15 protein-coding genes and 1 pseudogene are annotated in these 18,410 nt (G+C 36.7%); 4 read left to right on the top strand and 12 right to left on the bottom strand.

All coding sequences use genetic code 11. From position 1 onward, the window contains the following. Positions 1-328: 328 nt before the first annotated feature. The 6 genes and pseudogenes from KM885_RS12160 to nhaC all read right to left on the bottom strand — a co-directional run bounded on the left by KM885_RS12160 (position 329) and on the right by nhaC (position 5,130). Entirely contained in the window at positions 329-1,258 is a 930-nt protein-coding gene (locus tag KM885_RS12160; RefSeq protein ID WP_047184287.1) for an RpnC/YadD family protein, read from the bottom strand. A 193-nt stretch (positions 1,259-1,451) separates the two neighbouring features. Further along, complete coding sequence (locus KM885_RS18285; RefSeq protein WP_420874573.1) at positions 1,452-1,763, bottom strand: LiaF domain-containing protein; 312 nt, start codon at positions 1,761-1,763, stop codon at positions 1,452-1,454. 54 nt (positions 1,764-1,817) lie between these two features. Further along, positions 1,818-2,075: pseudogene (locus KM885_RS18280) on the bottom strand (LiaI-LiaF-like domain-containing protein); the annotation flags it as partial. Positions 2,076-2,310: 235 nt separating this feature from the next. Beyond that, complete coding sequence (locus KM885_RS12150) at positions 2,311-2,640, bottom strand: branched-chain amino acid transporter permease (RefSeq protein WP_338113679.1); 330 nt, start codon at positions 2,638-2,640, stop codon at positions 2,311-2,313. After that, positions 2,637-3,344, bottom strand: a complete 708-nt coding sequence (locus KM885_RS12145; RefSeq protein WP_145543135.1) for an AzlC family ABC transporter permease — start codon at positions 3,342-3,344, stop codon at positions 2,637-2,639. Before KM885_RS12145 ends, KM885_RS12150 begins: the two co-directional genes overlap by 4 nt. 400 nt (positions 3,345-3,744) lie before the next feature. Beyond that, complete coding sequence (nhaC, locus tag KM885_RS12140) at positions 3,745-5,130, bottom strand: Na+/H+ antiporter NhaC (protein ID WP_060668043.1); 1,386 nt, start codon at positions 5,128-5,130, stop codon at positions 3,745-3,747. A 503-nt stretch (positions 5,131-5,633) separates the two neighbouring features. On the opposite strand from nhaC, the gene KM885_RS12135 reads away from it, so the two are divergent. The 4 genes from KM885_RS12135 to KM885_RS12125 all read left to right on the top strand — a co-directional run bounded on the left by KM885_RS12135 (position 5,634) and on the right by KM885_RS12125 (position 10,355). Beyond that, the gene (locus KM885_RS12135) at positions 5,634-7,634 is read left to right on the top strand and encodes a methyl-accepting chemotaxis protein (RefSeq protein ID WP_244987009.1); all 2,001 of its coding nucleotides are present in this window, start codon (positions 5,634-5,636) and stop codon (positions 7,632-7,634) included. Between the two features lie 520 nt (positions 7,635-8,154). Next, complete coding sequence (locus KM885_RS18100; protein ID WP_255449150.1) at positions 8,155-8,283, top strand: hypothetical protein; 129 nt, start codon at positions 8,155-8,157, stop codon at positions 8,281-8,283. A gap of 15 nt (positions 8,284-8,298) precedes the next feature. Beyond that, on the top strand, positions 8,299-9,873 hold the full coding sequence (locus KM885_RS12130; protein ID WP_216884051.1) for a sodium/proline symporter: 1,575 nt from the start codon (positions 8,299-8,301) through the stop codon (positions 9,871-9,873). Next, complete coding sequence (locus KM885_RS12125; protein WP_060668045.1) at positions 9,870-10,355, top strand: hypothetical protein; 486 nt, start codon at positions 9,870-9,872, stop codon at positions 10,353-10,355. The genes KM885_RS12130 and KM885_RS12125 overlap by 4 nt, the downstream gene beginning before the upstream one ends. 206 nt (positions 10,356-10,561) lie before the next feature. Here KM885_RS12125 and KM885_RS12120 read toward each other — a convergent pair whose 3' ends face one another. From KM885_RS12120 to KM885_RS12095, 6 genes are all read right to left on the bottom strand, one after another. Then, a complete protein-coding gene (locus KM885_RS12120; protein WP_052771649.1) occupies positions 10,562-11,734 on the bottom strand; it encodes a M20 family metallopeptidase in 1,173 nt (390 codons plus the stop codon). A gap of 698 nt (positions 11,735-12,432) precedes the next feature. After that, entirely contained in the window at positions 12,433-13,923 is a 1,491-nt protein-coding gene (locus tag KM885_RS12115) for a sodium:solute symporter family protein (RefSeq protein WP_216884050.1), read from the bottom strand. After that, positions 13,920-14,120 carry a DUF3311 domain-containing protein gene (locus KM885_RS12110; RefSeq protein ID WP_047184296.1) on the bottom strand — a complete coding sequence of 67 codons (201 nt, stop codon included), beginning with the start codon at positions 14,118-14,120 and terminating at the stop codon, positions 13,920-13,922. The genes KM885_RS12115 and KM885_RS12110 overlap by 4 nt, the downstream gene beginning before the upstream one ends. Positions 14,121-14,215: 95 nt before the next feature. Next, positions 14,216-15,727 (bottom strand): CoA-acylating methylmalonate-semialdehyde dehydrogenase, encoded by a 1,512-nt coding sequence (locus tag KM885_RS12105; RefSeq protein WP_216884049.1) that lies wholly within the window; start codon positions 15,725-15,727, stop codon positions 14,216-14,218. Positions 15,728-15,753: 26 nt separating this feature from the next. Next, positions 15,754-16,893, bottom strand: coding sequence for an alanine dehydrogenase (gene ald, locus KM885_RS12100; protein WP_047184298.1), 1,140 nt, complete (start codon positions 16,891-16,893; stop codon positions 15,754-15,756). Positions 16,894-16,918: 25 nt separating this feature from the next. Further along, complete coding sequence (locus KM885_RS12095; protein WP_060668050.1) at positions 16,919-18,274, bottom strand: aspartate aminotransferase family protein; 1,356 nt, start codon at positions 18,272-18,274, stop codon at positions 16,919-16,921. Positions 18,275-18,410 lie beyond the last annotated feature (136 nt).

The raw sequence follows: 18,410 nt of genomic DNA, 5'->3' as shown, positions 1-18,410 counted from the left end.
TGAGTAACCTTTGCTACAAATTCAACCGGTGATCCTTGTTTTAATAATTCTTTAGCAATGTTCTGACGCTCTTCCATTTTTCCTTTTTCAATACCCTTTTCCATACCTTTTCTTTCCCAGGAATTTGACAGTTCAAAAATCTCCTCTGCATTATCCAATTCTTTAATTTCTTCCATTAATTGCTCCTTCTCTTGGTTATTCAGGGTTAAATATACATCAAAGAATAAAGAATCTGGATTTTTATGATTAGACACCTAATTTCCTTTTGTTGTTCGACCAGTACCTTATTTCACTTTTCCGGAACCCCGAAAGACTATCATACTTAAAGTTACAATTTTCCCTTTAATTCTTCTACTTCTTCCTTAGATAAATGCGTAACCTTTGCTACAAATTCAACCGGTGATCCTTGTTTTAATAATTCTTTAGCAATGTTCTGACGCTCTTCCATTTTTCCTTTTTCAATACCTTTTTCAATACCTTTTTCAATACCTTTTTCTATCCCCTTCTCCATACCTTTTCTTTCCCAGGAATTTGATAGTTCAAAAATTTCCTCTGCATTATCCAATTCTTTAATTTCTTCCATTAATTGCTCCTCCTCTTGATCATTTAGGGTTAAATATACATCAAAGAATCCAGTAATAAACCTTTGTTTTGCTGGATTAAGTTTCATTCGGACTAACATTTTTAAAAATTCCAATTTAACTTCTATCTTTTCTCTTTCCGTATAACCCATTTTACTTAACAATGCTGCTGCAACAGGGTTATCTGATTCAATATATTCGCGCCAATTCTTTTTCCTTAATTCCAGTGTTAAAAAATTAAATGTCAATACATGAAAAAAAGGAAAGCTTATAGAAAATTCATCCTGTTCATTTCTTTTTTCATTATAGCTAAAAACAGCAATTGGTAATATTGGCTTCTGATACTTATTATACAACAGACTGAAATAGTGATACATACGCTCATGAAAATCATTTTCAACGTAACTTTGGGGTTCAACATGGATAATAAGAATCGTTTCTTCTCCCTTTAATTTAGTTTCAATCACAATATCCAGCTTTCTATTTCTTCCTTGAAGAATATCCGTGTAAACTTCCTCTGATAATGGACGGATTTCTGAAAAATCCACACTTTCATGGACTTCTGGAAAGAATGCTTCAAGAAATTCCTCAAAAAAGTTGTAGATCAATTCTTTTGCCAATTGATCATGATGGGTGTATTTTGTATTTTCTTCACGTATTAATGTAATTTGAGTCATGAGTAGAGGCCTCCTAGGGGATGTAATGAGGAATAATACAGTGATGTGTGAACTAGGTATATTATACTAAAATATTCTAATAAATAACAATTAATCTCATTTTATTAATGGCTTCCTCTCAAATCAAATATCCCTCATCACGCTATATCTGCATGTGAGAGATTATGTTCCTTCTATTCTAATGCATAGTTCCTTAATTCCTAATTTCCACTCCACCTAGAATCGTAAGACAGTTAAGTTTTAATACAACAACTTCTTCACTTTCTCCATGTTTTCTTGTACTATCTTCCCAGCCACCTAAAATGGGGATACCGGATATTTCAACCTGAACATTTTCTGGAACGATAATACTTATCCCTCCCAAGATAGAAGTGAAGTCAAGCATAGCTCCCTCTGCAATGATTGCATCACGGAGGTCAATTTCCGCACCGCCCATTATCGTCACAACACTACCACCTTGAAAATTTTCCGATTGACTTTTAATCTCCGCACCTGAAAATAACAAGAATGTGTTTAATTTATCGCTCGTATGTTTAGTTTTTCCACTTTTAGCCCGGGTAAGAATGATAACGAAACCAATGAAAATGAAAATAAGCGGCCACAAATAAAAAATTAAATGCAGGTCGAACCATTGATTTATAAAAAATAAGACCCCAACCAATAAAAATAGGAAACCTGACACTGTAGAAGAAAGTGTACGATTGATTAGCTGAATAATACCAATAATAATGAGTATGAGTGGCCACCAAGTAGACAAGACTTGCGACATGTCAATGATGTCAGACTGATGCAAAAAAACCAAAACCAAATATAAGAAAAAACAACCCCACCCATATTCTTCCCGACATAGGCATCCCCCCTGAGACTACTTTATGTATCACGGGGCTTTTTAATGATTAAAGGGTTTAGCATTATAGTGGAAGTCTTTATAACTCTATCTAAAAATAATCAATTTCCTTCGACTCTATCCATAAAAATTTTTAATGAATCTAACATTTCCTCCAAAGCGGCTCTTATATATCCTGTTATCCTAATAGGCATCATGCTTATTATCAAAAGGATATGAATTGTATTATTAACATATAACATATTGTCCCACTTGCTATTGAAAGAAACATATTTTTCTTCCAATAATGTACTATTATGATTAAACCTATTGAAATTAATTCTGGTATCCCATGACTGCCAGATAAAAAAGAAATATCTCTTAATGAATAAATAACGAGTAAACCAAATACAGCAGGCGGTAAAGCATTACCTAAAAATTGAATATAGGGTGGTGTAGGCTTATCTGCTGAGAAAATTATGAAAGGTAAAAACCTTGTAATCACTGTTCCCAAAACAACTGTACCAATCGTTATCATTTCTTGTGTAAAAGTCACCTTTCATTCACCACCTTTTTATTTTCAATATGACCTCGTAAAGGCGTTAAAATCACTAACATGATTATCATCGCAGGAATAGTAAAATATTCTGGGCCAAATATGATGAGTGCTAACACCGAAACTCCAATTCCTATTAATGAACTGTAATGTTTATCTTCTCTCATCCATTGATCTAAAAAAATCACAACGAACAGTGCAGTCATAACAAAGTCTAAACCTTTCGTATCAAAGCTAACAATAGAAGCTATAAAACTTCCTATCATCGCTCCACTGACCCAATAAAACATATTTAATAGCGTGACATAAAACATAAACCAACCTCTGTCCACATTGGAAGGAATCGTTGCAGTACTATTTATCACAAACGATTCATCACACATACCATATATGAGATAAAATTTCTTTTTTCCGGTTCCCTTAAATCTCTCTAACATCGAAATACCATAAAATAAGTGCCTTCCGTTTAGCATTAACGTTAAAAATAAAACATAAATAGGATTAAATTCTCCAAGCAATAACGTAGCAGCTACAAATTCCATTGAGCCTGCGAAGATAAAAAAGCTCATTATAAAAGTATAAATAGGCTCAAAACCCAGAGCATGAACATACATACCATAGGCGATCCCTATAAAACTAAATCCTGCCAGAATCGGAATAGTATAGGGAAATGCTGTTCGTAACGCATTTATGTGTTTATCCATAAGTTCACTTCCTTTTTAATTTTATAATTATATTTGATGGTAATAAACAACATATCTATAAAAATGAAGGCAATTCAATTGTAAAGTGTATCATGATTATTCATTATTCTTAAACATCAAACTTTTTAAGAAAAAATATATTCTAATTCACAAAAGTAGGATCCGTTCTAATCAATCTTTGCACGATTATCGGCATACCTAAATGTAACCATTCTATCCTTTAGAGACCAGGACGGTTACTTTTACTTGTCTCTTTGACAATCAACACGACAAATGCTATGTAATTTACATTGGCTTGTTTGATAAGGGGTAATATCTACAACCGGAATAAGTGGGTAAAAAATACCCGCTGCCAAAAGAGGAGTTAACCCATCTAGTCAACTCCTCCAATTAAAATCCATTATTCACTTTTTGCATACGTTAATGTTTTACCAGTGAATCCAAATAAGATGGTTAGTACCGGGGATAGTAAACAGAAAAACGCCAAAGGTAAATATTCAAGTGTGGGTACTCCGAGAACATTCGATAAAAATACTCCACATACACTCCATGGAACAAGAGGATTCACAACCGTACCTGCATCCTCTAACACCCTTGATAAGTTTTTATTAGTAAGTCCTACCTTTTTAAAATTAGACTGAAATGCTTCTCCTGGTAAAAGGATGGATAAATATTGTTCTCCGATAAATACATTAACCCCAATTGCAGTACATGCAGTAGCAAAAATAACAGAACCAGCGCTATTCAATAATTTCCCTACAGATTCTAGTACTACTGGAATGATGCCTAAAGTAAAAAGTAGTCCCCCCATACTTAAAGCTAGGATGACAAGGGCAACGGTGAACATCATACTATTAATTCCACCACGAGTTAACAAACTATCAATTGCTTCATTTCCGGTCGTGGATACATAACCATCAAAAAGTATTTGAAATAATTCCTTACCAGATGGTATGTGATGAAATAGTGATAGGAAAATAGAAAAAATAGAAATAAAGGCTAACGTAATAAAGGCTGAAACTTTTTTCAAAGCAAAAATAATAAGAATCACGACCGGTATTAAGCTATACCAATGAACTAAGTTAGTTTCTAATAAACCAGCTTGAATAGATGCTAACCTATCAAAGTGAACGGTTGTTACATTAGGAGAAATAAACGCATAAATGATAAGACTTATCAAAAAAGCCGGGATGGTTGTCCAAGCCATATTTCGAATGTGTTCAAATAAATCTACCTTTAATACACTTGATGCAATATTCGTTGTATCGGAAAGTGGAGACATTTTATCTCCAAAAAAGGCTCCTGATACAATTGCGCCCGCTGTTACCGCTAAAGAGATATCTAGCGCTGTTGCGATCCCGATAAAAGCTACTCCTAATGTGGCGGAAGTCGTTAACGAACTTCCAACTACCATCCCCACAATAGCTGTGACTACAAAAACAATCACGTAGAAAAAATGGGGAGTAACCAATTCGAAGCCCATATAGATAAGTGTTGGTATGGTCCCACCAATCATCCATGTAGCAATTAACAAACCTATTAGAAAAAAGATAAAAATTGCTGGTAAACCTGATTTAGCACCATTCACCATTCCTTCCTCCAACAAATGAAACGGTACTCTTTTCACTAAACCGTATAGGATTAGTAGAAAAATAGATAATAAAATTGGAATATGTGGAGGTGCTGAAAATTTGATGATGCTTATACTAACCAACCCTACTATAATTAGAAGAAGGATCAAAGCCTCTCCAATGGTTGGTGAATATGCTCTCTTCGTTGTAAACATGTGTCCTTCCCCCTATAATGTATAAAATAAAAAAAGCATTCTCATCCCAATATTAGGGACGAAGATGCTCTCCGCGGTACCACCCTAGTTAATGATCTATGTCATTCACTCTTATTTCCCATTCTTTTCACGGTGTATTTCATTTCTACTGCTGCCTGAATTTCCAGCATCCATTCAGTCTCTTCCTGCTGCATCCAATAGAATTACTTTTGTCCGTTGTATGGGTGTCATATTAACTTTTATACATGAACGCTTTTATGCAATAAATTATTTGTCTATTACTATACCTGTGTCTAGTGAATTAATCAAGTACCATTTTTTGGGCAAGTAAAAATAATCGTAGGTACATTACCTTCACCTACCATTTTCTCTAATTTCTTAATAAATGGAATTAACTGTATTTTACTTTTTCCTTAAGAACCTAGGATTCTTTGTCGATACAATATAAGTAAGTAAAAATCTAGGTAAAAAGACCTGAAATGAAGAGATTGGAGGAAAGAGATTTGAAAAGAGACAAAAAGAATAAGGCGAAAATTTCACTAAGCCTAAGAAAAAAATTAATCATATCATTTTTAGCAATTTTATTAATACCAAGTATGTGTATTGGCTTTGGTTCATATGTAACTTCAAAATCCAATACGGACCAAAGAATAATTGATACAGCCCAAGAAAATGTAAACATTGTTAATCAAACCATTGATCAATTCATTATTGCACAAATGGAAAATGTTGATTATTTGTCTAATTCCATTGATGCAAAAAATATCAAAAAAGATAAAGATGCTAAAACGAGGGAAATTTTAGATACGATTCAAAAAGCCAAAGAAAATGTGATCGAGCAAACCTATGTGGGTACGGAGACAGGGGATTTCATGAATTCACCGACTTCATTTCAAAACCCACCAGACTATGATCCACGTGAACGACCTTGGTATCAGGAGGCAATGGATAATAAAGGTAATGTCATTATTACCGATCCATATGTCTCACAATCGTCCAATGAAGTAGTAGTTACATTAGCAAAGGCAACTGAAGATAATCACGGTGTAGTTGCGGTTAACTTAAAACTAGGGAGCCTTACAGATATCATTAGTTCCGTACAACTTGGAGAAGAAGGCTATTTGTTTGTGTTAGATAAAACGGAACATTTTATTAGTCATCCAACCAATGAAGCCGGCAGTGAGGCGAAGGAAGATTTTTATGACAAACTATACGACACGGACTCTGGAACGTTTGATTACAAATACGAAGGTGAAAAAAAATTAGCATTTGCAACGAATGACATTACCGGATGGAAGATTGGTGGAACCATGTATCAATCCGAGGTGAACGAAGCCGTTAAACCAATTTTGCATTCTACCCTTGCTATTCTATTTATTGCACTTATCCTCGGAGGAGTCACTATCCTGTTCATCATTCGCTCCATTACTAAACCAATTCATCAATTGGTTGACGTAAGTGAGAAAATGAGTCAAAGAGATTTAAGTGTTGGTGTTGAAATTAATACAAATGATGAAATAGGGACATTATCTGAATCCTTTAATCGTATGAGGGAAAATCTAAATGAGGTTATCACAGAGGTTCGTGATAAGTCTCATCATGTAGCTGCAGCATCTGAACAATTAAGTGCGAGCACTGAACAAAATACTCAAGCGACCGAACAAATTTCGTCATCTATTCAAGAAGTTGCAGTAGAAATGGACAAACAGACAAATAGTATTGAAAATAGTAAACAAATGGCAGAAGAAATGGCTGGTTCCATTCGCCAAATTGCAGCAAGCTCTGATGAAGTTTCTACAACTGCAGAAAATACAATGTCAGCTGTAAACGAAGGGAACAAAGCCTTGGAAACAACTGTCAATCAAATGGAATACATCAAGAAAAACACACATGATTTGTCAAATAATATCCAGGGATTAGGCGAATTATCTGGACAAATTAGCAATATAGTAGATGTTATAACAGAAATTTCCGACCAAACTAACCTGCTTGCGCTAAATGCTGCGATTGAAGCCGCTAGGGCCGGAGAACATGGAAAAGGATTTGCCGTTGTTGCCGACGAAGTACGCAAACTTGCGGAAGAATCCTCTAAATCGGCAGACCAAATAAAAGAAATGATAGGCAAAATTCATACAGAAACGAGCAATACAGTGAAATCCATGGAAACAGCTACCGTGCAAGTTGAAAAAGGTATTGACGTTGCGCATCACGCAGGAGAATCATTTACAACGATAACAGGATATGTTGATACAATAACGGAACAAATTATGCAAGTTACGTCTGAAATTCAAGAAATTTCTTCTAGTACAGAACATTTCATTCAAATATTTGAAGACGTTGCAACCATTGGCGAGACCATATCAGGTCAGACACAAAATGCCTCTGCATCAACTCAAGAACAGCTTGCATCCATGGAGGAAATCTCAAACTCAGCTTCCTCTCTAACAAAAATAGCGGAAGATTTACAAAAGGTAGTTGAGAAGTTTAAATTAAGCGATAAATGAGTAACTTAAGATTATTGGTGTCAATCATCCACTTTGATAAAATGTTTTAAAATATAATTTTGATGCCTGTCCCTTAATGTGGATACTTTACCACATTGGAGGACAGGCACTTTTTTTGACTGTCACCATTTGTTTACATTAATCCGGTTTTCGTTTGAAGTATTTCAACATTCATTTGCATTAATCCGACATTCCGAGCTTATTCAGTACTTAAAACACATATTTAATATCCCCTCTATTACTAAAAACGTTCAAACTAATAAAGGCTCTTAGTTATAATTTTAACATCATCATTCCTTTTTAATACTAATTGAATAGAACCATTTCGAACCTAAATTTCCTCTTCACCGGATATTCACAGTACCAACCTAGTATCAGGGCACTGAACCATCTCTCTACGCCCCGCTTTTTAACAAAGTGTAAAATAGCACTCTCTTATTCATGACATTATGTAAATTATATCTCGGTTATCTAAATAGTATAATTATTCAAACCATCTTTTTAAATAGGAGGTGATAGTTTGTTGGGTTTGCCGGCTGAAACATTTTGGCTCATTCTTCCTTGGCCATTTATTTGGGTTGGATTAGCTTTGGTCATGTATTTTAAGATGAAGCGTGAAGATGATGCAGAAGAAAATGGGAATAGCTGATAGGGGGAATTTGTCTTGAGTTTGGACGGTGTTATATTTATTATTTATATTCTAACGCTGTTAATGATTGGCCTTTGGTTTTCGCGAAAATCATCGGAGTCCTCAGAACAGTATTTACTTGGAGGAAGATCTCTTGGACCAGCTGTTACAGCAATGACGATGCAGACGACCGCTATGAGCGGATATATGTTCATGGGGGCGCCCGCACTTGCCTTTCAATATGGTTGGTACGCAGTTTGGTATGCGATTGGGGATGCAGGAGGATCGATTGTTAATCTATCTGTTCTCGGTAAACGGATGAGAAGAATGTCCGAACTTTTGGGAGCGCTTTCACCCATTGAGTATTTAGAAAAAAGATTTGAACATGCAAGTGTTCGTGTGGTAGGATCTATTATTTCTATCGTGTTCCTCTTCGCATATGTTTGTGCACAATTTATTGCTGCAGGAAAGGCAATGGCTACACTAACGGGATTTCCATATGAAATGTCCCTCATTATTGGTATCAGTGTGATTATTATTTATACGGTGGCAGGCGGTTATTTAGCTGTTGCCTATACAGCCTTTGTACAAGGTATCATCATGGTAGCCGGAGTTGTGGGGATTGGGGTTCTAGCATACATCCACGTAGGCGGATTGACCAGTTTAAATACAGCCTTAGGAAATATTGACCCAACCTATTTAAGTATCTGGGGTAAAGATTTAGCCTTTTATGGCCAATGGGGAGTTGTGTTAGGTGCGATTTTAATTTTTTCAATTGGATATATGGGGCTCCCCCATGTCGTTGTCCGTCATATGTCTATGCAAAGTACAAAGACCGTTAAAGGCGCTATTTTAATAGGAGCCATTTGGAATCAATTTTTTATCTTTGTTCCATACATCTTAGGACTTGCTGGTATTTTACTGATCCCAACAATAAGTGATCCAGAAATGATCATTACAGAATTAGCTTATACGCTATTCCCAGGCTTTTTTGCTGCACTCCTTTTATCAGCAGTTATGTCAGCCGTTATGTCTACCTGTGACTCTTTACTAATACAAGCAGGTACAATTCTATCACGTGACGTCTATCAAAGGTTTATAAATAAAAATGCAAAAGAGAAAACAACCGTTCTAGTGTCAAGGCTGTGTATTCTTGGTGGCGGGATTGTTGGAATTGTTGTTGCAATTTTTGAACCGCCTTCTATTTTTGGATTGGCTGTCTTTGCTTTTGGTACACTAGGAAATGCCTTTCTTGTACCTTATGTAGCATCTGTTTATTCTAAAAAAGCCAATTATATCGGATGTTTATGTGCGATGATTGGAGGAGCTACGACAAATATTATTTGGACTTCTATGGATCTGGAGGCTGTAACAGGACTTCATCCTTTCTTAGCTGGATTATTAGTTTCGCTTATAGGCATGATCATCGGAAGCCGATTTGGACGAAAACCATCACAGTCAATCTTAACGATATTTGAACAATCGAAAAACAAACGCTCCTTCTCTACGCAATTTGATCAAAATATTGCTCGTAGTCTTGCACCAGAAGCTAAAAATATTTCTAAGTTTCTTGCAAAAGAATCAGGAAGCGTAAGGAATAGTTTCTCATGAGTCTGATCTTAACGCAGGAACCACAGTTTGTTCAGCAAGAGGTACTCAAGGGATTACAGCAATATGATAAACGAGCAAGTGTTCAGGTAAACACGATGATTCTTTATCCATACTATTTCTTAGAATTTGAAGTCAGTGCTAAAAGTCTGCTTAAGTTCAACGGGAAAATCGCCTGTACGATTGACGCGATCAGCGGACAAGGGGCAATTATTGATGTACAGCCGGAATTTATACAGCGACCAATTGTTGACGAGAAAATCCTCCCTATTGAGATTTCAGAGAAAGAAGCGGAGCAGCTGGCTGAGAAGTTTATTTTTCAAGCAGCGACACAAAAAGCTAAATTCATAACGATTCCTACGGTGACCATCCATAGCACAGCTTTATTTTACCGTCCGTTTTGGCTTGCAGAATACAACTCAAAAGTAAGCGGAGGCCGGGAAGTCATAGTGGATGCGATTAGCGGAAGTTATCATCCTTTATAATACTAGGAAAATTAATACTATAAGAGCCAGTTTTAATGATTGCCCTTTTTTTGTAATAAAGATATAAGTTATAATTTTTTTACCCTCCATTAACACCAAAAGATAGGGTCATAGCTTTGACCCTATCTTTCTACTATCCCACTACTACACTTTTAATAGATGGTATTTTTCAAGGAAACATGGGACAAATACACTGTCATAAGCCATTACTGGGACGTTGAACCTGTCCCTGCTTCCAGCACCATCTCCGTTAACACTTCCGTACATAAATCAATTTGTGCAATCTCAACAAATTCGTCTATAACATGGGCTTGATCTAGATGCCCGGGGCCAAATACTAAAATATTACGATTACCAGTCCTTAATCCAATCATGCTAGCATCTGTATATGCAGGGAATCCTGTTTTCTCTAGCTCTTTTCCTGTTACTTTCAAATAAGCCTTTTCAAAAGGAGCGATTAATGGGCAATTCAAATCTGTCTCGATTGGCGGTCGTTCCCAGCCATAATGTTGCACCTTTGCTTGAGTTCCCTTTACATTTGCACAACCTTCTTCAACGGCACTTGTAACTATTTGGTTCGCCTCTTCTTTCGTCAACGGTGGAGCAAGACGGAAGTCGACTTCGATACGACAGGAACCCGCTACCATGTTCGTTTTATGTCCTCCACCAATCGTACCTATTGAAATAGTGGATTTACCGAAAATGTCATGATCATAAGGTAACTTTTTCACTTTTTCTTTTAACTTAACGATTATTTCCGCTGCTGCATGGGCTGCATCTGCGCCTAAATGAGCATTTCCTCCATGCGAGCTTTTACCTTCGACTAAGATTTCATACCAAATTGTTCCTTTATGAACCGTAGATAAGGTTGCATTCGTAGGTTCTGTCGCTATGATTAGAGCATCATTAGGGATAATTTGTTCATCCACAAGTGCGTTAACACCCTTCATATAAGGACCTTCCTCATCAACGCATGCAATAACATACAAATCTCTATTCAAAGGAATATTATTTTCACTGATATGCTTAATCATTATTAACGCACAAGCTAGGCCACTCTTCATATCACATGATCCACGACCATACAATTTTCCTTCCACAATTTCTGCCCCAAAAGGATCCACCGTCCATTTTCCTTCTACTGGAACAGTATCCATATGAGCAATAATAACAATTGGAGGTAAATCGGATGGATTACCCTTATACTTCGCAATCACATTCGTTCTACCTTCCTCTACTCGTTGTGTCGTAACATTGACATTATCTAGTTCTTTCAAATAATTCTCTACAAAAGTAGAACATTCGCGCTCCGAACCATTTGGATTTTCTGTAGGTATTTGAACGAGCTGTTGTGTTAACCGGACTGCTTCTGAAAACATCATAAATCCCTCCATTATTAATCATCTAAAATATGTGCTAATCACTTAAACGTCTTCTCATCTTTTTTCTTTAAATTCTCTATCAATTCAGGGTGATACTCTTTGTTATATTCGTAACGTACATCATCAAATCGTTTTACCACGTTTTGACCTGACAGCACGGTGGAGCCCGTTTGTGTTTTAATGTTCTAAAGCAACCTTTTATCGCTAAGCGGAAAATAATAAATGTGGCAATGATTAATACACCAATCATTATCTATACTCCTCCTATATATCATTTAGATTCTGTGTTCGTTTATTTGCCTCCCCAATTCGTTAAATAACAAAATCCAAATAATAAAAATGGAATGCTGAAAACAAATGTTTCTGCTTTATTCGCTAACACAATCATTGGTGTTTCCATCATAATGTTAAGGTGAATGATCAAGCTATACAACTATTTTTTCGAGGATATTTAGACAACTTAGAAAATCTCTTTCCTTTCTTTTACGTGTCAGCGGGGTCATAATTCTCTGTCCTTATCATTCTAGTATCATCACTACTTCACATTTTTTGTTAAAAATAACGATCTTCGATATCTTCTTTTGATAAGCAAGTCCAGTGACACCATTCTTTTCTTATCTTCCAAATTGACTAAACTGTTCAATTAATGATTTTATATGTGGTAAATTACATGTTTGCATACCATTAAACCCTTATTAATAATTTATTACTTCATCTGGCATATTAGATTGATTTTGTTTACGGACAATCGAATTTGTTAACAGGCTGACAATCACACCAACAGCGATATTTACAAGAATTGCTACAAACCCTATATTAATATCATTGATTACACTCGGAATATTAGGAAAAATGTTAACAAGTTTAAATGATGTTACCGCATTAAACAATACGATGAAAACCCCTGTTAAAATCCCCGCCATTGCACCAAATTTGTTCATATACTTTGAATTGAAAAAGTTGAAAGCCATTGCTGGTACTAATTGTGTGATTAACCCGTACGACATAATGTTTAAAATAGCTAATGCATTACCTCCTTTCAACACAAAAATATACGCAGTTAAAATAATCAATACAACAAACACTTTTGACACAGTTAATTGCTGACGATCGGTTGAATTTGGCTTGATTAACTTGTAGAAGCCCGTCATTAAACCAATTGCCCCTGACGTTATCATCACTGATACCGGTACAAGCGCCGTTAGCAAACCCGCACCACCGACAATTCCAACAAACCACGGATCAAATGTTTGTGTCACTAAACGTAATAGTGACAAGTCACCATCAGCCCCTTGAAGCCCCGGTACTTGCACAATCGCCGAAAATCCGATAAAGAACGCAAATAAAATTAAAATTGTATACAAAGGTAATGTCACAGCATTTTTCTTTAATGTACTTGGGCTCTTCGCCGATAAAATTACAGTGAATGTCTGTGGCAATAAATAGAATCCAAATGCATTTAATACAATAGTCGAAATAAACCATGATACACTGTATCCCTCTGGGGCCAGTGTAAGCGCATCTGGTTTTACTGCTTGGACCGCTTCAAACATCGGCTGAATCCCACCAAAGTAATGATACGGAATATAAATTCCTAAAAATACAATAACAAATAAAATCATAATATCTTTCAATATTGCGGTCCATGCTGACCCATGAATACCAGAAATCACAACATACACTGTGACAATGACTGCACCAATTGTCGATGCCATTGTAGGTGTGATAGCTCCGTACGATGCTTCCGAGACGATAATCCCTAATCCTTTTAGTTGGATCACGATATACGGAATTAATGCAATAGTTCCAATAAACGCTACAACAATCCCTAACCCTTTACTGTTATACGATTTCATAAAATATTGTGGCTGTGAAATGACGTTATTTTTTTTGGCAAAGATCCAAACTTTTGGGATAACCCAATACGACAACACATATGCTAAGCAAATATACATTGGGACATAATAAGCCGCTGAACCGTTCGAGTATGCCCATCCACTACCACCTAAAAACGTAAATGTCGTGTATACTTCCCCTGCGATTAATAAGAAAATGAATAACGTACCGAATCCTTTATTGCCAACAGCGAATTCATCAACACTCATTTTCTTTCCAAATGTAGCCCTAATCCCTAAATACAAAGCTATCGCTGCAAATAAAAAAATAATTATTAATGCTGAATTCATTCAGTTTCACTTCCTTCATTTTCAGGATCTAATTTATACACGATAAATAAAATGAATGAAGATAGGACCATCCATAAGACAATCCAAAATAGTAAAAATGGCAACCCTAACACATATGGTTCTACACGATTAGCCCATGGTAACAACACACACATTAAAAAAGGTACAATTAATAATAACTGAAAATACTTTCTCATACTTTCACCTCACAGCCTTAAATTTATATAATGATATGTAACCGTTTACAGTATTTAGGATAAAACAATATTGGGTCAAAACGACCCAATATTATTTAACTACTAGGAAAATCAAAGTTTGTTTCACTATCTTTATCGTCTAAATCAAACCATCGTTCTGAAACAGTTTTCATTTTCGTAAAGAAGCGAGCGGTATCTGGTCCAAACATTTGTCCTTCCCCGTATCTGGAGCCTTTCCAACCACCAAAGTTATGATAGCCAACAGGAATTGGAATTGGTACGTTAACTCCAACCATTCCTACTTCAATTTCTTGTGTGAATTTCCGTGCATGGCTGCCGCTGTTCGTAAATACTGTTACACCGTTTCCATATTGGTGATCATTGATTAAGTGAATCGCTTCTTCTATCGTATCCACATTCACAATGATACGCGCTGGTCCAAATACTTCTTCCTTATACATCTTCATTTCTGGTGTAACATGATCAAGTAATGTTGGACCAAGGTAGAATCCTTCATTATTCTCTACTTCCGGATTTCTACCATCAACAAGGATATTCGCTCCTTCTTTTACCGCATCGTCAATGGATTGAAGGATACTTTGTTTTGCTTCCGCACTAATGACAGCACCAAAGTCAGCATGTTCATCATCATACGTACCGACTTTTAAATTTTCGACTTTTGCTTTCAATTTTTCTGTAAAGACTCTCGCTGTTTTCTCCCCTACTGGCATCGCAACTGAAATCGCCATACAGCGCTGTGAAGCTGCTCCATAAGCTGCACCGATAAAGGAATCCACTGCTTTATCAATGTCTGCATCTGGCATAATAACCATGTGGTTCTTTCCACCACCAAAAGCATTGACGCGTTTGTGATGTTTGGTACCTGTCTCATAAATAATCTCAGCGACCTTCGTAGAACCAACAAAGCTTATAGCTTCAATGTCTGGATGAGTAATAATAGCTTCAACTGTATCTTTATCCCCGTTCACAACATTCCATACACCAGAAGGTAATCCAGCTTTTTCCCATAGTTCCGATATAAAAAGGGCTGAGCACGGAACCTTTTCAGATGGTTTTAGGATCATCGCATTTCCAACCGCAACCGCCATCGTACTCATTGCTAATGGGACCATGACTGGAAAGTTAAAAGGAGAAATACATGTCACAACACCTAATGGTTGTTTCATAGAATACGAATTAATATCGCCACCAACATTTACTGAATGTTCTCCTTTGATTAGATGTGGTGCACCAATGGCTAGATCCACGGACTCAATGCCTCGACTAATTTCTCCTTTGGCATCTGAAATCGTCTTTCCATTTTCTTTTCCAATCAATTGGGCCATTTCTTCTGTATGCTCCACGAGCAATTGTCTGAATTTGTGAAGAACTTGTACTCTTTTGCCTACTGATGTTTTAGCCCACTCTATTTGAGCTTTTTTTGCAAGTCTTACCGTTTCATCCACTTCTTCCTTTGTTGCATAAGCTACGGTAGCAATCTTCTGTCCTGTTGAGGGACTGTAAACAGCCCCATAGCGATTGCTTTTTCCTTCTACTTTTTCCCCATTAATATAATGGGGAATAGATTCTACTGTAACAGCCTTCACTTTCGTCCCCCCCTACTTTATAATTTCTACTTACTTCCAACTTTTTCTTCCCTTTGAAAAAGAGTACTTGCTTCTCGATAATCTAACCCATGTGCTTCTGCAACTGCTTTATATGTTACATGTCCTGCCACTGTATTAATTCCTTTATATATTGCCTCATTATCTTGTGCCGCTTTCTGAATTCCTTTATTGGCAATGGTTAACGCATAAGGCAAGGTTACATTCGTTAAACTTAGTGATGCTGTTTTAGGAACCGCACCAGGCATATTGGCTACTGCATAATGGACAACACCATGTTTTTCATAGGTTGGATTATCATGTGTTGTGATTCTGTCCGATGTTTCGAATATTCCACCTTGGTCAATGGCAACATCTACAATGACAGATTTCTCCTTCATTGCTTTTACCATCGATTCTGTTACGAGTTTCGGAGCTTTTGTTCCTGGAATTAATACTGCTCCAATTACAAGATCTGCTTCAGCTACCGATTCTGCTATATTTAGCGGATTCGACATCATCGTTTGGATTTGGTTTCCGAATAAGTCATCGAGTTCACGTAAACGTGCCGGATTTAAATCAATGATGGTGACATCCGCTCCTAAACCGATAGCGATTTTAGCCGCATTCGCTCCTACTACGCCACCACCAATAATCGTTACTTTCCCGCGACTAACACCTGGCACACCACTTAGTAGAATCCCTTTTCCACCCTTTGGCTGCTCTAAGAACTGCGCCCCAATTTGTGCGGCAATTCTTCCTGCCACCTCACTCATTGGCGATAATAATGGAAGAGAACCATCTTTTTCCTGAATTGTTTCATATGCAACACTTGTCACTTTTGAATCCGTAAGCGCTTTCGTTAATTCAGGCTCAGCAGCAAGGTGAAGGTAGGTGAATAGAATTTGATCTTCACGGAAATAGCCGTACTCCTCTGGTAGAGGTTCCTTTACTTTCATGATCATATCTTGTGACCAAACCGCTTCCCTATTTGCTTCGATTCGTGCACCAGCATCTTGATATTCTGTATCCGAGAACCCAGAACCTAAGCCTGCTCCTTTTTCAATAACCACTTCATGTCCTGCACCGACTAAGGCATCTACCCCAGAAGGTGAGATAGCTACTCGATTTTCATTGTTTTTTATTTCTTTTGGAATTCCGATTCTCATGTTTATACCCCTTTTCATTCTTATATTACATATTTTCTTTAAATACTTTCTTTAAAATTGCAATCATAAAATCAATATCATCATCGGTACTAGACAAAGGCGGGCTCAACGTTAAAATGTTATTATAACCGGCAACTGTGTCTCCATTTTTCCCAACAATTAACCCATTATCTTTACATGCTGCGATAATCGTTCCAATTCTTTCTTTCGATGCTGGCTCTTTTGAAATCTTATCTTCTACCAGTTCAATCCCAACCATTAAACCAACACCACGCACATCTCCTACATAAGGATGTGTACGTAATTCATCCAATTCTTGTAAAAGTCTATCCCCTAACTGCGCTGAGCGATCAAATAGGCCTTCTTCCTCCATGATTTCAATGTTCTTAAGAGCTAAGGCGCAAGCTGCTGGGTTGCCTCCAAATGTATTGACATGGCGGAAATGACTATTTTCTTCCCCACTCTTAAATGATTCATAAATATCCTTCCTAACAGCTGTTACAGATAACGGTAAATAGGCACTTGTAAGTCCTTTTGCCATCGTAATGATATCTGGTTTAATGTTAAAATGCTTATGACCGAACGCTTTCCCTGTTCTACCAAAGCCACAAATAACTTCATCAATAATTAACAGGACACCATGTTTATTACAGATTTCTTGAACCTTCTCTACATACACTGGATGTGGTATTAGGATACCGCCACCTGTAATGACCGGTTCCATAATAACTGCTGCAACCGTTTCCTTTTGTTCCCAAATAATTGTCTGTTCAATTTCCTCTGCACGTTGAATATTGTATTCTTCTATCGAAATTCCTTCTGGTTTACGGTAGTTATCTGGAGGACTGACATGTAAAAATCCAGAAGTTAGAGGTTCATATTTATATTTCCTTAACGCTTGACCAGTAGCAGACAATGCTCCCATTGAACTACCATGGTAAGCACGGTATCGTGAAATGACTTTATAACGATTCGGATCACCATTTTGCTGATGGTATTGTCGGGCGATTTTGAATGCTACCTCATTTGCATCGGAACCACTGTTGGAGTAGAAAATCATATAATCATCGTCAAGCATTTCGTTAAGCTTTTCTGCCAATTTAATTGCAGGTTCATGGCTTTGTGTCATTGGAATATATGCGATTTTCTTAATTTGTTCATAAGCAGCTTGTGCTAATTCTTCACGACCATAACCAACGTTGACACACCAAAGACCTGACATTCCGTCTAAATAACGGTTTCCTTGTTCATCAGTAATCCATGAGCCTTTTCCTTCTTTAATGACCATTGGTGGGTTCTTTTCACTATATGGGGATATATGATGCCAAACATTTTGACGATCCCTTTCCACTAATGATTGTTTCTTTTCTACTGATTCCATCTAACATCTCCTCCCTTATCTTGCTAAATAAACATAATGTCCATTTCTCTAAAGTATCAAATTTGACAAAATATTGGGCATATTACACAATTTATTCTATACTAAATAAAGCGACTTTTCAATTTACATTATGTTA

Origin of the sequence: Oceanobacillus caeni (assembly GCF_019037185.1) — a bacterium.
Classification (GTDB): domain Bacteria; phylum Bacillota; class Bacilli; order Bacillales; family Amphibacillaceae; genus Oceanobacillus; species Oceanobacillus caeni.
Note: the sequence above shows the minus strand (reverse complement) of the source record. Positions and strands in the feature narration are given on the sequence as shown.

What these genes read in the sequence shown, in the direction of transcription:
- KM885_RS12145 (WP_145543135.1), bottom strand. Translation starts at nt 3,344, where the DNA reads ATGGATAAACACATAAATGCGTTACGAACAGCATTTCCCTATACTATT.
- KM885_RS12095 (WP_060668050.1), bottom strand. Translation starts at nt 18,274, where the DNA reads ATGGAATCAGTAGAAAAGAAACAATCATTAGTGGAAAGGGATCGTCAA.
- KM885_RS12125 (WP_060668045.1), top strand. Translation starts at nt 9,870, where the DNA reads ATGAGTCTGATCTTAACGCAGGAACCACAGTTTGTTCAGCAAGAGGTA.
- nhaC (WP_060668043.1), bottom strand. Translation starts at nt 5,130, where the DNA reads ATGTTTACAACGAAGAGAGCATATTCACCAACCATTGGAGAGGCTTTG.
- ald (WP_047184298.1), bottom strand. Translation starts at nt 16,893, where the DNA reads ATGAGAATCGGAATTCCAAAAGAAATAAAAAACAATGAAAATCGAGTA.
- KM885_RS12120 (WP_052771649.1), bottom strand. Translation starts at nt 11,734, where the DNA reads ATGTTTTCAGAAGCAGTCCGGTTAACACAACAGCTCGTTCAAATACCT.
- KM885_RS12115 (WP_216884050.1), bottom strand. Translation starts at nt 13,923, where the DNA reads ATGAATTCAGCATTAATAATTATTTTTTTATTTGCAGCGATAGCTTTG.
- KM885_RS12110 (WP_047184296.1), bottom strand. Translation starts at nt 14,120, where the DNA reads ATGAGAAAGTATTTTCAGTTATTATTAATTGTACCTTTTTTAATGTGT.
- KM885_RS12160 (WP_047184287.1), bottom strand. Translation starts at nt 1,258, where the DNA reads ATGACTCAAATTACATTAATACGTGAAGAAAATACAAAATACACCCAT.